This is a genomic window from Turicimonas sp. TL08 (assembly GCF_054660695.1).
The window spans coordinates 36,967-50,472 of sequence record NZ_BAAGDP010000003.1; the positions used below are offsets into that span (position 1 = coordinate 36,967).

Consider the following 13,506-nt stretch of genomic DNA (forward strand, 5'->3'; position numbering starts at 1 on the left):
TAACGGCTTTTCGATCTTTCTGTCGAAAAGTGTTTTCAACTTTTTTCTTTGTTTGATTATTTTTGTCCCTCCATAAATCAGCCGCGAGAAATATGTCTCCTTTCAAATTTATAGTTGTAATAGGAGGTCAATTTCTTCCATAATATGAAGTTTAAAGTAACTGGCATTATTTGATAGGCCAGAAACCTATCAAATAAAACGATAAATCTTAGACTTACGAAAAGCTTCCAAAATGGAATTTCTTACTGAAAATATTCTCCTCATTCTGTGCTTTGTCGGCTCAGGTATTCTTTTGGCATTTCCATCTTTGTCCAAAGGAAAAAATTCTGGTCTGAGCCCTGCAGAAGTTGTTATCAAAGTCAACGACAAGAATGCTCAATTAGTTGACATCAGAACTCCAAAAGAATTTGCAACCGGCAGCTTGGCCGGCTCCGTCAACATTCCAACCGAAGATCTGATGGCAAAACTCGGTACCTTGGATAAAAACAGACCTGTTATCCTTGTCTGCCAAAACGGACGCCGTACAGCTCAAGCATTAAAAGACATGAAGGGTAAGGGATTCGCAGAAGTCTACACACTCGAAGGCGGTATTGTTGCATGGCAGGCTGCCAAGCTTCCGCTCACCAACCTTGCGATCAATAGAAAAGAAAAGGCAAAAAGGAAACATTAATCTGTTTCTTCAATCTCATTTTTAATAAAGGACTATTAAATGGCTGAAAACCAAAACACAGCTCCAGCACAGGAAGAAAACGGACCTCAGTTCGCCATCCAGCGCATCTACTTGAAAGATGCTTCTCTCGAGATGCCGCACGCTCCTCAGATTTTCCTTCTTCAGGACGCTCCTGAAATCAGCATTCAAGTTGACGTTGAACAGACTAAGCTTGCTGACGCTGAAGATCTTTTTGAAGTTGTCGTCCGCGGAACTGTCACAGCAAAGTCAAAAGCAAATGGTCAGGAACAGACTGTTTTCTTGGTTGAATGCAAACAAGCCGGTATCTTCTTCATTCACAACATCCCTCAGGAACATCTCCCGATGATTCTTGGCATCACTTGCCCGGCAGCCATCTACCCGTACTTGCGTTCCAATGTGTCCGATCTTTTGACACGTGCAGGCATGCCTCCTGTCTACATGGGCGAAATCGACTTCCAAGCCATGTTCGCTCAGCGTGTACAGCAAGAAGCTATGCAGGCTCAGGCTGCTCAAGCTGCTGAAGCCAACACAGTCAACGGCACCGGCACAGCTCAGTAATCTTATTTGTAAATTTTCCTCACTCACATCTTCTGTTGGGTGAGGATTTTTGTTTTTGGCAAAATGCGTAAAACAGTATGTGTATTCTGCGGTTCTCACCTCGGTGACGATCCTGCTTTCAAGGAATTAGCGGAATCTCTCGGCACTGCCATTGGTTCACATGGAATGGATATGGTCTTCGGCGGAGGCGGAACCGGCTTGATGGGAATCGTTTCTCAAGCGGCTCTCAGTGCCGGTGCACATGTGACCGGAGTTATTCCTGAAATTCTTTATAACGTCGAGCGTCCCGAAGCCAACCTCTCTAAGCTCATTATCACGCCGACCATGGCTGAAAGAAAGCGCCTGATGGGACAGATGGCTGACTATTTTGTGGTCTTACCCGGCGGTATCGGAACCATGGAAGAAACTTTCGAAGTCCTTACAAGCAATTGGTTAGGAATCTTCAAAAAGCCGTTAGGCTTCTTGGATTTTGAAGGCTACTATGACGACCTCTTCCGTTTCCTGGAAAATGCCCAAAATAAAGGCTTCATTTCTAAAAGAGCGAGCGTCCTTTGGCCGCGTTCTACAGATCCTGCCGAGCTGCTCGACATTCTGCAGACTACGCAGCTTCCGGAATAACTACATCAGCCAAAAGAACCGCTGACATATTGCGCTGTTTTCATGCAATCGGGGGAGTGGAAGATCTTCTTCGTGTCCCCCCACTCAATCAATTCACCCATATAAAAGAAGGCTGTTTTATCCGAGATTCTTTCGGCCTGCTGCATATTGTGTGTAACGATGACAATACAAACATCGTTCTTCAGCTCTTTAATACCCTCTTCCAATTTTTCCGTAGCGATCGGGTCCAACGCACTTGCAGGCTCATCCATTAATAAGACCTCCGGAGAAACAGCTAAGGCTCTCGCAATACATAGTCTTTGCTGCTGGCCCCCGGAAAGAGACAAAGCTGATTGATGGAGACGATCTTTGACTTCATTCCATAAAGCTGCCTTTTTAAGACTCTCCTCGGCAATATTCATCAGCTCTTCTTTATCTTTGATACCGTTAAGTCTTACGCCGTAGACCACGTTTTCGAAGATGCTTTTAGCAAATGGAGTTGGTTTCTGAAAAACCATGCCGACACGCCGGCGGAGCTCAACAACATCACATTCCTTAGAATTGATGTCTTCTCCTTCGAGAGTAATGAGGCCGTCTATCCTGGATGACTCAATTAAATCGTTCATACGATTCAGAGAACGAAGGAAAGTACTTTTTCCGCAGCCCGAAGGACCAATTAAAGCCGTAATTTCATTTTCTTTAAAAGAGAGGGAGACGTCTTTAATTACTTGCTTTTCGCCATAGTAGAAATTTACGTTCTCGGCCGATAATTTTGTTTTTTTCTGAGTTTCTTTTGAATTCATAGAGATTTCACGACAATGTTGTCTGTTCAACAAGTTGCCGTGATTCTATTTTTGCTTTATGACGGTTTAATTTCAGAAAGATTACGGCTCTATGACACTGAAGTACGGCACCCTGCGCATACGGAGCTCTTCTGCCTTTTCTCCTATCCATTCGCTTCCTTCTAATGCTGTTCCAACAAATATTTTTGTAAGTTATGTTGGTTGGCAACAAAAAAATCTGCATCGGGGTAGGCGTTTACAAATGAAGGGGGAGCCGCGACATTTTCTCGTGAAAGTTTTACTTCGAAAGCTGTCATTTGCTGATTATTGACCTCAATGAGGTCAACCTCTGCGCGATTTTTTGTTCGCCAGAAATAATGTCGAGCCAGAGGATTACGGTAGAGCGAAAATTTAATTCGCTCCATAATGAAAAAATTCTCAAATAACGCTCCTTGCTCTTCAGGAGGACGAGTAGAAAACGGACGAAAATCACCAATGGCGGCATTTCTTAGGCCCACATCACAAAAGTAAATCTTCTTTGATTTTTTTAGTTCATTTGCCAAATTCTTTGAAAATGATGGCAAAACCTTAATAAGAAAACACTGCTCAAGCAAAGACAAATAATTTTCTACCGCTGAAGCGCTCAGTCCGCACTCTTTAGCAAGAGAATCAACCGTGCACAGACCGCCAATGCGATAGGCCAATATCTCGACCAATCGAGTAAATCCAGCAGGTTTTCTGATGCCGGAAAGAGAGAAGATATCTTTGAAGGCCACGGATTGGAAAAGCATGGAAAGGTTTTGTTCTGCTTCGAAAGGATCTTCTTCCACCACAAAAGGATAATTTCCATACACCAACCTATCAGACAGATTTTGACTGACCTTCCCCCAGCCAAAAAACTTAGTCAACTCTTCCAGTGAAAAAGTCATTAACTGATAAGCTCGAATTCTACCGGCAGCAGACTCAAACACGCCGGAGGCCAAATCCAAGGAACTTGAACCGGTTGCCATTATTCTGCAATCCAATTGCAAGTCGACCAATCTTTTAAGAAGCAGACCAATACTGTCAATCCTTTGCGCCTCATCTATTACAAAAACCTTGTTATCTCCTATGTATTGCTTCAAATCAGCCGGAGAAATAAGCTTGGAAAGATCTGAGCAAGTTTTTGGATCATCTCCGGAGACCCACAAGTGAGGCACATCACTCAAGAGATGCTTCAATAGCGTACTTTTTCCTACTTGTCTTGCTCCCAACAAAAGCGTTGCCTTGTTCTTAGGAGAAGCAAGGAGTCGGTCTGTAATTTGTCGTGGAATATACCGCATTTAAACTTTTCCATTTCATAAGATGGAAAAGTTTAAACTATTCCTCTTTATAAAATGGAAAAGTTTAAACATGTAACATAAATTTACCTATCCTCTCGAACCACAAACAATCTATTCTTTGTATTTGAGTGTCTTCAACCTACTATATGACGAAAAGAATGTACCTAGATTTTGCGTAAAGCCTTTTGGTCCTAAGGTTAGGGTTACCGCTGTGTTAAAATTCTCTTTCCTCTTAAGAGAACCTGAGATGACCCCACGTCTAAGACTTCAGAACATCACCAAGCGATACGGAAGCACCATTGCTAACCGGGATATTTCGCTTGAAGTAATGCCGGGTGAGATTTTGTCTGTACTTGGCGAAAATGGAGCGGGTAAAAGTACGCTCATGAAAATTATCTTTGGCTCTGTGGTCCCCGATCAAGGCCAATTTTTTTTCAACGGTAAGCGAGTCAACATTTCCAGTCCGGCTGACGCCAGAAAGCTTGGCATCGCCATGGTCTTTCAGCACTTCGTGCTCTTTGATACTCTTACCGTTAAAGAAAATATTCTTTTAGGACTTCCGGAAGGCACCAATCTTGCAAAGCTAGAAAAGGAAATTAAAGAAAAGAGTAAGCACTACGGTCTCGAGGTCGACCCGAATGCCGTCATCAACGATCTTTCGATGGGAGAAAGGCAGCGTGTTGAAATTCTTCGTGCGTTGCTCACAAATCCTCAGCTGCTTATTCTCGATGAGCCGACTTCCGTTTTATCTCCCTTAGCGCTAAAGGCCCTTTTCAAAACCTTGCGCCAGTTATCCTCCGAGGGCGTTTCAATTATCTTCATTACGCACAAGCTCAACGAAATTCGAGCATTGTCGAAGAACTGCTGCGTCATCAGAGGCGGCCAAGTAGTTGCTAACGTAAATCCTCAAGAGATTTCTGAGGATGATCTAGCCAAACTCATGATTGGCAATGATCTTCCGGAAATCCTGCCTAAACCTGAAGTCAAACAGGCTTTAGGCCTCGATTTAAATCTCCGGGGAGAAAAAGTTTCCTACAAGAGCCATTTCCCGCTGTCCGGTCAAATCCATGTTCCATGCGGAAAAATCGTCGGCATCGCAGGAATTTCCGGCAACGGCCAGTCTGACTTAATGAAGGCGATTTCCGGAGAAGCTCTACTTCCTAAGGATGCAATTTTGATCTGCGGAGCTCCTGTAGGAGATCTAAGAGTAAAACATAGACGTGCAATGGGGTTGAGATACGTCCCTGAAGAACGTCTCGGCCAAGCCACAGTCCCTGAAATGTCTCTTGAATCGAATACTTTGCTTACCAGCAATTTATTCTTGGCTAAGGGATTCATGAGAAATAAAATGATTCACCGCTTTACTGAAACCGTGATTGAAAAATTCAAGGTGAAGTCAGGCGGCAGTCATGCGCCGGCCGCCAGTCTCTCCGGAGGCAATCTGCAGAAATTCATCGTCGGCCGAGAACTTCTGCACAATCCTAAGATTCTGGTTCTTAATCAGCCTACCTGGGGTGTGGATGCCGGAGCTGCAGCCTTAATCCGTAACGCTCTCATCCGTCAAAGAACGGGGGGAAGCGCAGTGTTGGTTGTCAGCGAAGAATTAGATGAACTTTTTGAAATCTGCGATGAAATTGTTGTAATGAGTGAAGGCAAGATTTCTCCTCAAGTAAAAATATCAGACGTCTCCATTGAAGAAATTGGTCGCTGGATGTCAGGCCTCTGGCCGCAGAAATCCGAGGCCCCTAAGGAGGCTTCAGTATGAATTTTCCGATAGCACTGTTTAACCGCCCGAATCCCAATAAATTCTTGGCGGCTCTATCTCCTTTCATGGCTGTGTTTTTAACACTGATCATCGGAGGATTGATTTTCGCATTCATGGGAAAAGATCCCTTCTATTCCATGTATGTAGTGTGCATTGAGCCTCTCCAGACATTAAGAGGCTGGGGAGAACTGGGCGTCAAGATGACGCCTCTTATTCTTTGCGCCTTGGGTCTACTGGTCTGCTATCGAGCAAACGTTTGGAATATCGGCGCAGAAGGTCAGCTTATCGTGGGGGCGTTGGCCGGCGGTGTCGTGGCTCTTCAAGCCGGCCCTGACCAAAGTCAGCTTTACATGATTTGGGTCCTGCTCGCAGCAATGGCCGGAGGTGCTTTATACGGGGCAATCGTTGCGTGGCTCAAAGACAAGTGCAATGCAAATGAAATTCTGGTTTCTTTGATGCTTGTTTACATTGCAGAGCTCTTCTTATCCTGGGCGGTTCAGTCCCCTCTCAGAGATCCGCAAGGACTTGGTTTCCCGCAGAGTCCGATGTTTGAAACTGCCGCCTCTCTTCCGATCATGATTCCGGGCACTAGACTGCATTGGGGTGTAGCTCTTGTCTGCTTAGCCTTGTTCGGCATCTGGCTCATCATGTCCAAGATGTTCATCGGTTTCCAGGTCAGAGTCTCAGGCATGGCTCCGAAAGCCGCTGCGTACGCGGGCTTCTCTAACCGTGCCATGATTTACTTTGTTCTGCTGCTTTCCGGGGCCTTAGCGGGCCTGGCAGGCGTTATAGAAATTACCGGACCTATCGGGCAATTAACTCCTAAAATCTCCCCGGGATATGGCTTTGCCGCCATTATCGTTGCGTTCGTAGCACGTCTGAAACCGCTTAATACGGTTCCTGCTGCTTTCATTATGGCCCTCTTCTACCTAGGCGGAGAGCTTGCCCAATCAAGACTTGGAACTCCTGCAGCTTTAACCGGCGTTTTCCAAGGTTTGCTCCTTTTCTGCATCATGGCTTGTGATTCTTTTGTGTTCTTTAAATTTAAATGGCTCGGCTTCAGCCATAAAAAGGAGGTTGCACCATGAGCGTAGCTGCTTCTTTAATCGCAACAACCATGAATTCCAGTACGCCTTTGCTTCTGGCCGCTTTAGGAATTTTAGTTGCTGAACGTTCGGGCGTATTAAACCTCGGGGTCGAAGGTATCATGCTGATGTCAGCTGTTTGCGCTTATATGGCCACGGTAGAAACGGGAAGTTTTGCCGCCGGATTCATTTTCGCCATCATTATCGGCATTGCCTTTGCTTTATTTTTTGCAATTTTTGCGGTTGGCTTAAGAGCCAATCAACAAGCCTCCGGGTTGGGCGTCGCAATTTTCGGCGGAGGCTTATCAGCCTATATCGGCGTTGCTTACCAAGGAGCGGTTCTTCCTGAAAGATCTGCCGACGGCATTTGGCTTTTGGACCAAATTCCGTTCTTTGGTCAAGCGTTCTTTTCTCAGCATTGGATTGTCTATCTTTCCTTGCTGATGATTCCTGCCATTTGGTACTTCCTGTTTAAGACCAGACCGGGACTTGTTGTCAGAGCAGTCGGAGAGTCACCTTCCTCAGCGAACGCTCTCGGTTATAACGTACCGCTCATCCGTTGTGCAGCTTTGGCCTTCAGCGGCGCATGTATAGGCTTATCAGGTGCTTATCTGTCGCTGATTTACACTCCATTGTGGGTGGAAGGCATGGTTGCAGGAAGAGGTTGGATTGCATTAGCTTTGGTTACGTTCGGTACATGGCGTCCGCTTAGAGTCTTTTTAGGTGCCTATCTTTTTGGCGGTATGACCATGATTCAAATGAATTTACAAAGTATTGGGATCTCCATTCCACCGCAATTCATTTCTATGGCACCATACGCCGCAACAATTATTGTGTTGGCTCTTCTCTCCAGGAACCCGACTTGGATTCGAATGAACATGCCAGCATCGCTTGGCAAACCGTTCATTCCACACTAACTGAATGATTTTTAGGATTGTTTTTTTACTCTCATTAATTTCACTTTAGGAGACAAAAGAGTGAGAATGTCTTTGAAACTCGTTGCGGCTGCTGCCGCCCTTGCTTCCGTCTTTGCCCTCACAGCTTGTGATGACAAAGGAAGCACCGCTAAAAAGGCTGAGGAGCCGAAAGCAGCTGCTGAAACTAAAACAGCAGCCAATGAGCCATTGAAGGTTGGCTTTGTCTATGTTGCTCCGATTGCTGACGTAGGCTACACAAAGCAGCATGATATCGGCCGTTTGTACGCTATTGACAAGGTTGGCAAAGACAAAATTACTACAACCTTTGTGGAAAATGTTCCTGAAACAGCTGACGCTGAACGCGTTATCCGTCAGATGATCAATGACGGCAACAAGCTTATTTTCGGTACAAGCTTCGGCTACATGAACTATATGCAGAAGCTGGCTAAAGAATATCCGGACGTCAAGTTTGAACACGCCACCGGATACAAGTCCGCTCCCAACATGACTAACTACAACATCCGCTTCTATGAAGGCCGCTATCTAGCCGGTATGCTTGCAGGCGGCGCTACTAAGAGCAATGTTATCGGTTACGTCGCTCCGTTCCCAATTCCTGAAGTTCTTCAAGGCATCAATGCCTTTACTCTCGGTGCTAAGTCCGTCAATCCGAAGATTCAGGTTAAAGTCGTTTGGACTAACGCTTGGTACGATCCACCCAAGGATACAGACTCCGCTAAGACTCTTATCGGTCAGGGAGCTGACGTCCTCACCCAGCACACCAACACCAGTGCAGTTGCTTCCGCAGCTGAAGCCGCAGGCAAGATGGTTATCCCTTACAACAGCGATATGAAGTCCGTTGCTCCAAATGCTCAGATCGCCGCTCTGGTATTGAACTGGGGTCCATACTACGCGAAGAAGATTAACCAGGCTCTCGAAAACAAATGGGATAACAAGCCTGTTTGGATGCACCTGAAAGAAGGCGCTATCTCTCTTGAGAATATTTCCGACAAAGTGCCTGCGGACGTCGTCAAGAAGATGGAAGAAGTCAAGGCTAAGATTAACAGCGGTGAATTCCATCCGTTTACAGGTCCAATCAAGACCAACGAAGGAAAAGAAGCTGTTAAAGCTGGAGAAACTCTCCCTGATGACAAGCTCGTAACTATGAATTACTACGTCGACGGCGTTGTAGGAAAAGTGCCTAATTAATCCGCCCGAGAACGTTTAGTTCTGCAAACCGGAAATATCAGTCCTTGCTCTCGGATGTTGAGAGAAAAAAGGTGTGATTTTCCGGTTTTTTTATGACATTTCGATGACTTTTTAGTGACATTTTTATTACACGCAATTATTTGATTTTATTAAATATTCTGTCATCAAACTTTCATAATTGCGTCAAGTTTTCGTCATTTTTCCTTTCTAGAATGCGCTCAGATTTTGAAGAGCACTTCAAACCACTCATATAAAAATGAATCAAAAAATAGGAAAAATGATGAAAACAAAATTATTAAAGACAGCCTTATTAACCTCCCTGTTCTCTGCCTCTATTCTCTCCGGAGCAATTGCGGCTGAGACCGTGACGGTTTCCGGATCCACAACGGTTCTGCCGATTATGCAAAAAATTTCGGAATCTTATATGCGTGAAGATCCGAACGTTGCTATCGAATTATCCGGGGGCGGTTCCGGCAGCGGCATCAAAGGTTTGTCTGACGGGTTAACTCAGGTGGCTATGAGTTCTAGAAAGATTAAACCGGAAGAAAGCAAGATTGCAGAAAAAAATAAGGTTCAGCCCTATCAAACAACTGTAGCCATCGACGCCATCGTTCCAATCGTTCACCCAAACAATAAGGTTCCCAATATTTCTTTGGATGACCTGAGAAAAATTTATAAAGGCGAAATCAAGAATTGGAAGGAAATCGGCGGCGCAAACGCTCCAATCGTATTGGTCTCGAGAGATACTTCCTCCGGCACCTACGAAACTTGGGAAGAATTGGTCATGAAGAAACAAAGAATCTCTCCGAGAGCTTTGCTTCAATCCTCCAACGGTACAGTCGTTCAAACCGTCTCAAAGAATCCTAATGCCATCGGCTACATCGGATTCGGGTACATTACTCCAAGTATTAGAGCTGTCAATGTAAACGGCATTAAAGCCACATCTGAAGCAGCTGCGGACGGAAAATGGCCTCTGTCCCGTGAACTCTATCTTTACACCAACGGTGCTCCGAAGGGTGCTGTAGAAAAAGTTATTGCCTACACCCTTGCTCCGAAGGGCCAAAAATTGATTAAAGAAACCGGTTTCATTCCTCTGAAATAGGAACACGATAGAGAGGGGGCTTCGGTTCTCTCTCTGAAAAACGCTTATGAATAAATATCTCAGAGAATTCTTATTTAAAAACAGCCTCATGGTCTGCGCCCTGGTGTCTTTAGCCGGATTGGCCGCCATCGTTTGGTTTCTGTTTCAAGAAGGTTTTCCCGTTCTGCAGCACGTCTCCATAAAAGATTTCTTGACGGGACAGGATTGGTATCCGACAGAGAATCCGCCTTCATTTCAAATTCTTCCGCTGATAGCCGGCTCTATCGCTGTAACTATCTGCGCCTCGGTTCTTGCTATTCCTCTGGGACTTATGACAGCAATATACCTTAGTCATATTGCTTCCCCTAAGGTGCGAGCCTTCTTTAAGCCTTGTATCGAGCTTTTAGCTGCATTTCCGTCCGTCATTATCGGTTTTATCGGTATGGCAGTACTGGCTCCGGTAATTCAAACAATAACGGGAGCGCCAACCGGACTAAACGTTCTGAATGCCTCCATTCTTCTTGCATTGATGGCTCTTCCGACCATTTGTACGATTTCTGAGGATGCGCTGAGATCAGTCCCTAATCATATGAAGGAAGCCTCCCTAGCTGTGGGCGCCACCAACTGGGAAACTTTAACCAAAATCACGATTCCCGGAGCCGCTTCCGGAATCTCTACTGCAGTGATGTTAGGGATGAGCCGAGTTATCGGAGAAACGATGGTCGTGCTGATGGCTGCCGGAGGGGCTGCCATTATTCCCGAAACTATTTTTGACCCTGCTCGCCCATTGCCCGCAGCAATTGTGGCAGAAATGGCCGAAGCTCCTTTCCGCAGCTCTCACTACCATGCGCTCTTTGCGACCGGTATCGTGCTGTTTCTTTTCACGTTCGCTTTCAATCTCGTAGCCTTCAAGATTTCGAAAAAATACAAACTGCAAGCTAGCTAAGCCTCATCATGTACAGACTTGAACAAACTCTACCTAATTTTTCAGAAACCGCCGTTAGCGGTGACAGCAACCGCATTGTGAGACGGATAACGGCTTCCGGATCCAATAAACAAAGAAGAAAACTCAAAGAAAAGGCTTCAAAAGTTTTTCTTAGACTCGTCGCCTGGTTTGTGATTACAGCGTTCTTTGCCGTGGTGTTCTACATCGGCTATCAAGGATTAGAGAAGATTAGCCTCGAATTCCTGATAGGAAATCCTAAGAACATGATGACGGAGGGAGGGATTCTCCCCTGCATCGTGGGCACATGCCTTCTGGCATTAGGAGCTGTAGCCGTGGCTCTTCCTTTAGGCGTATTCAGTGCTATCTGGTTAAATGAATATGCTAAGGACGGTCCGCTCAAACGACTCATTACGCTCTCAGTCGCAAACCTGGCCGGGGTGCCTTCCATCGTATTCGGTCTGTTCGGTTTAGCCTTTTTCGTCATTCTGTGCGATCTAGGTGTCAGCGCAGTATCCGGTATCTTGACACTTGCCGTCCTGACTCTGCCAATCATTATCAACACGGTCCGTGAAACGCTTTCTCAGATTCCTAAAGCTTGGAAAGAGGCTTCTTATGCTTTAGGAGCAACGAAACACGAAACTATTCTCAGAACCGTTCTTCCTGCCGCCATGCCGGGAATCATGACAGGAGCCGTTCTGGCAGTAGCCAGAGCTGCTGGGGAAACAAGCGCCATTATGTTTACGGCTGCCGTAGTGATGACCACGGATGCTTTTAATTCGCCGTTATCTGCCGTAATGGCACTTCCGCACCATATTTATATTTTGGCAACAACCGGAGCGGAACCGGAAAAAGTGCTTCCGATGCAAAGCGCATCCGCATTAGTTCTTCTTTTTGCGGTATTCCTTATGAACTTAACCGCTATCTACTTCAGACAAAAAGCCTCTCACTTACCCAAGTAACGGATTGATTACTGAAGAAAAGAATTGGAGGAGAAGGGAAGATTTACGTTCAAGGCAAACACTGAGGAACCGCGGATACTGCACCCGTTCGGATCTGAACTTCCTCAGAAGAATTGTTGCTCAGTGTATGCAAAAGCCTGTTCTATGCCCATTTTGAAAACAAGTATGTAACCAAGCGGTTTTGAAATGGTTCGAACAAATTTTCGGCTCTAAAATTGAACTTAAATTTTCTCTTCTCCTGCTTTTTCGAAAGCACTTTTTGCCATGCACCAATTCTTACAGAAATACTTGGGTTTTAATCCGGAAAATACCACCATCCGTACGGAAATCATTGCGGGCCTTTCTACCTTCTTAACGATGGCATATATTCTTGCCGTCAATCCTGCAATCTTGAGCGTCTCAGGAATGGATAAAGGCGCCTTGTTTACGACTACAGCGCTTGCCTCGGCGATTGCCACTCTTATCATGGCGATCTACGCCAAAATGCCTTTCGGTTTAGCTCCGGGGATGGGCATGAATGCCTTCTTTGCCTATACGGTGTGTCTATCCATGGGCCATACCTGGCAATTCGCCCTAACAGCAATTCTGATTGAAGGCATCATCTTTATTCTTCTTACCGTCACTAACGTTCGAGAAAAAATAGTTCATTCAATTCCAACCAGTCTGCAGACTGCTATCGGAGTTGGCATAGGCCTTTTTATCGCCTTTATCGGGCTTCAAAATGCCGGCCTATCCGTTAAAAATGATGCCACTTTGGTCACTTTAGGCAACATTTTTGAACCAAGCGTTATGCTCGTCATCATCGGCCTCATCGTTACAGCCGTCTTGTTAGTCAAAAAAGTGACGGGAGCTCTTCTGATCGGTATAGCGGTCACAACTCTCTGCGGACTTCCGTTAGGAATCACTCACTTCGATGGTTTCGTTTCTCTCCCACCGTCAATCGGTCCAATTTTCATGCAATTTGAGTGGCAAAATCTCTTGACTGTGGATATGGTGATGGTCGTTTTGTCATTCCTCTTCATGGATCTCTTCGATACATTAGGGACTCTAGTCAGCCTGATGATTAAAGGAGGTTTCGTCAAGGACGGCAACCTTCCTCGCCTCAAAGAGTCTTTCTTCGCGGACGCAGTCGGCACCACTGTCGGTGCCTGCTTAGGTACAAGTGCAATTGCCACTTACGTTGAAAGTGCTGCCGGAGTGGCTGCCGGAGGTAAATCAGGTCTCACAGCTTTAGTGATTTCAGTATTCTTCCTGTTATCGTTGTTCTTCTCTGCAGTGTTTTTAGCCATCCCGACTCAAGCTACCGCCCCGGTGCTGATCTTGGTCGGCTTCTTCATGATTAGCTGCATTAGAGAGATTGACCTCAACGACTTTTCGGAGGCAATTCCTGCTTTCATCTGCATTATTACCATTCCGTTGACCTACAGTATTGCCAACGGCATAGTATTCGGTCTTCTCAGCTACGTTCTGATTAACTTATTCAGCGGTAAAGCTCAGAGAATCAAACCCGAGATGTACATGCTCGCCGTTTTCTTCATCATCATGCTGATGCTTCATTAATCCATTTGAAGCATATGGATTCGCCGCAGACTTCTGC

13 protein-coding genes are annotated in these 13,506 nt (G+C 45.5%); 11 read left to right on the forward strand and 2 right to left on the reverse strand.

Going from position 1 to position 13,506, the window contains the following annotated elements; genetic code table 11:
• Positions 1-232 precede the first annotated feature (232 nt).
• The 3 genes from ACYQ4O_RS02290 to ACYQ4O_RS02300 all read left to right on the forward strand — a co-directional run bounded on the left by ACYQ4O_RS02290 (position 233) and on the right by ACYQ4O_RS02300 (position 1,867).
• Positions 233-670, forward strand: a complete 438-nt coding sequence (locus tag ACYQ4O_RS02290) for a rhodanese-like domain-containing protein (protein ID WP_066594325.1) — start codon at positions 233-235, stop codon at positions 668-670.
• A 39-nt stretch (positions 671-709) separates the two neighbouring features.
• The gene (gene secB / locus ACYQ4O_RS02295) at positions 710-1,249 is read left to right on the forward strand and encodes a protein-export chaperone SecB (RefSeq protein ID WP_066594326.1); all 540 of its coding nucleotides are present in this window, start codon (positions 710-712) and stop codon (positions 1,247-1,249) included.
• Positions 1,250-1,312: 63 nt separating this feature from the next.
• Positions 1,313-1,867, forward strand: coding sequence for an LOG family protein (locus ACYQ4O_RS02300; protein WP_460174622.1), 555 nt, complete (start codon positions 1,313-1,315; stop codon positions 1,865-1,867).
• A 5-nt stretch (positions 1,868-1,872) separates the two neighbouring features.
• Here ACYQ4O_RS02300 and pstB read toward each other — a convergent pair whose 3' ends face one another.
• Both pstB and ACYQ4O_RS02310 read right to left on the reverse strand, forming a co-directional pair.
• Positions 1,873-2,649, reverse strand: coding sequence for a phosphate ABC transporter ATP-binding protein PstB (gene pstB, locus ACYQ4O_RS02305; RefSeq protein ID WP_346744414.1), 777 nt, complete (start codon positions 2,647-2,649; stop codon positions 1,873-1,875).
• A 161-nt stretch (positions 2,650-2,810) separates the two neighbouring features.
• On the reverse strand, positions 2,811-3,950 hold the full coding sequence (locus ACYQ4O_RS02310) for an ATP-binding protein (protein WP_460174623.1): 1,140 nt from the start codon (positions 3,948-3,950) through the stop codon (positions 2,811-2,813).
• A 247-nt stretch (positions 3,951-4,197) separates the two neighbouring features.
• Between ACYQ4O_RS02310 and ACYQ4O_RS02315 the strand changes: the two genes are divergently transcribed.
• The 8 genes from ACYQ4O_RS02315 (at position 4,198) to ACYQ4O_RS02350 (ending at position 13,469) form a co-directional block, all read left to right on the forward strand.
• On the forward strand, positions 4,198-5,715 hold the full coding sequence (locus ACYQ4O_RS02315) for an ABC transporter ATP-binding protein (RefSeq protein ID WP_460174624.1): 1,518 nt from the start codon (positions 4,198-4,200) through the stop codon (positions 5,713-5,715).
• Positions 5,712-6,803, forward strand: a complete 1,092-nt coding sequence (locus ACYQ4O_RS02320; protein WP_308512859.1) for an ABC transporter permease — start codon at positions 5,712-5,714, stop codon at positions 6,801-6,803. Before ACYQ4O_RS02315 ends, ACYQ4O_RS02320 begins: the two co-directional genes overlap by 4 nt.
• Positions 6,800-7,717 (forward strand): ABC transporter permease, encoded by a 918-nt coding sequence (locus ACYQ4O_RS02325; protein ID WP_460174625.1) that lies wholly within the window; start codon positions 6,800-6,802, stop codon positions 7,715-7,717. Before ACYQ4O_RS02320 ends, ACYQ4O_RS02325 begins: the two co-directional genes overlap by 4 nt.
• Before the next feature lie 66 nt (positions 7,718-7,783).
• Positions 7,784-8,923, forward strand: a complete 1,140-nt coding sequence (locus ACYQ4O_RS02330) for a BMP family ABC transporter substrate-binding protein (RefSeq protein ID WP_460174626.1) — start codon at positions 7,784-7,786, stop codon at positions 8,921-8,923.
• 280 nt (positions 8,924-9,203) lie between these two features.
• Positions 9,204-10,025 (forward strand): PstS family phosphate ABC transporter substrate-binding protein, encoded by an 822-nt coding sequence (locus ACYQ4O_RS02335; RefSeq protein WP_460174627.1) that lies wholly within the window; start codon positions 9,204-9,206, stop codon positions 10,023-10,025.
• A 46-nt stretch (positions 10,026-10,071) separates the two neighbouring features.
• Complete coding sequence (gene pstC, locus ACYQ4O_RS02340) at positions 10,072-10,950, forward strand: phosphate ABC transporter permease subunit PstC (protein WP_460174628.1); 879 nt, start codon at positions 10,072-10,074, stop codon at positions 10,948-10,950.
• Between the two features lie 8 nt (positions 10,951-10,958).
• Positions 10,959-11,909, forward strand: coding sequence for a phosphate ABC transporter permease PstA (gene pstA / locus ACYQ4O_RS02345; RefSeq protein ID WP_460174629.1), 951 nt, complete (start codon positions 10,959-10,961; stop codon positions 11,907-11,909).
• 264 nt (positions 11,910-12,173) lie between these two features.
• Positions 12,174-13,469, forward strand: coding sequence for an NCS2 family permease (locus tag ACYQ4O_RS02350; protein WP_460174630.1), 1,296 nt, complete (start codon positions 12,174-12,176; stop codon positions 13,467-13,469).
• Positions 13,470-13,506: the final 37 nt, after the last annotated feature.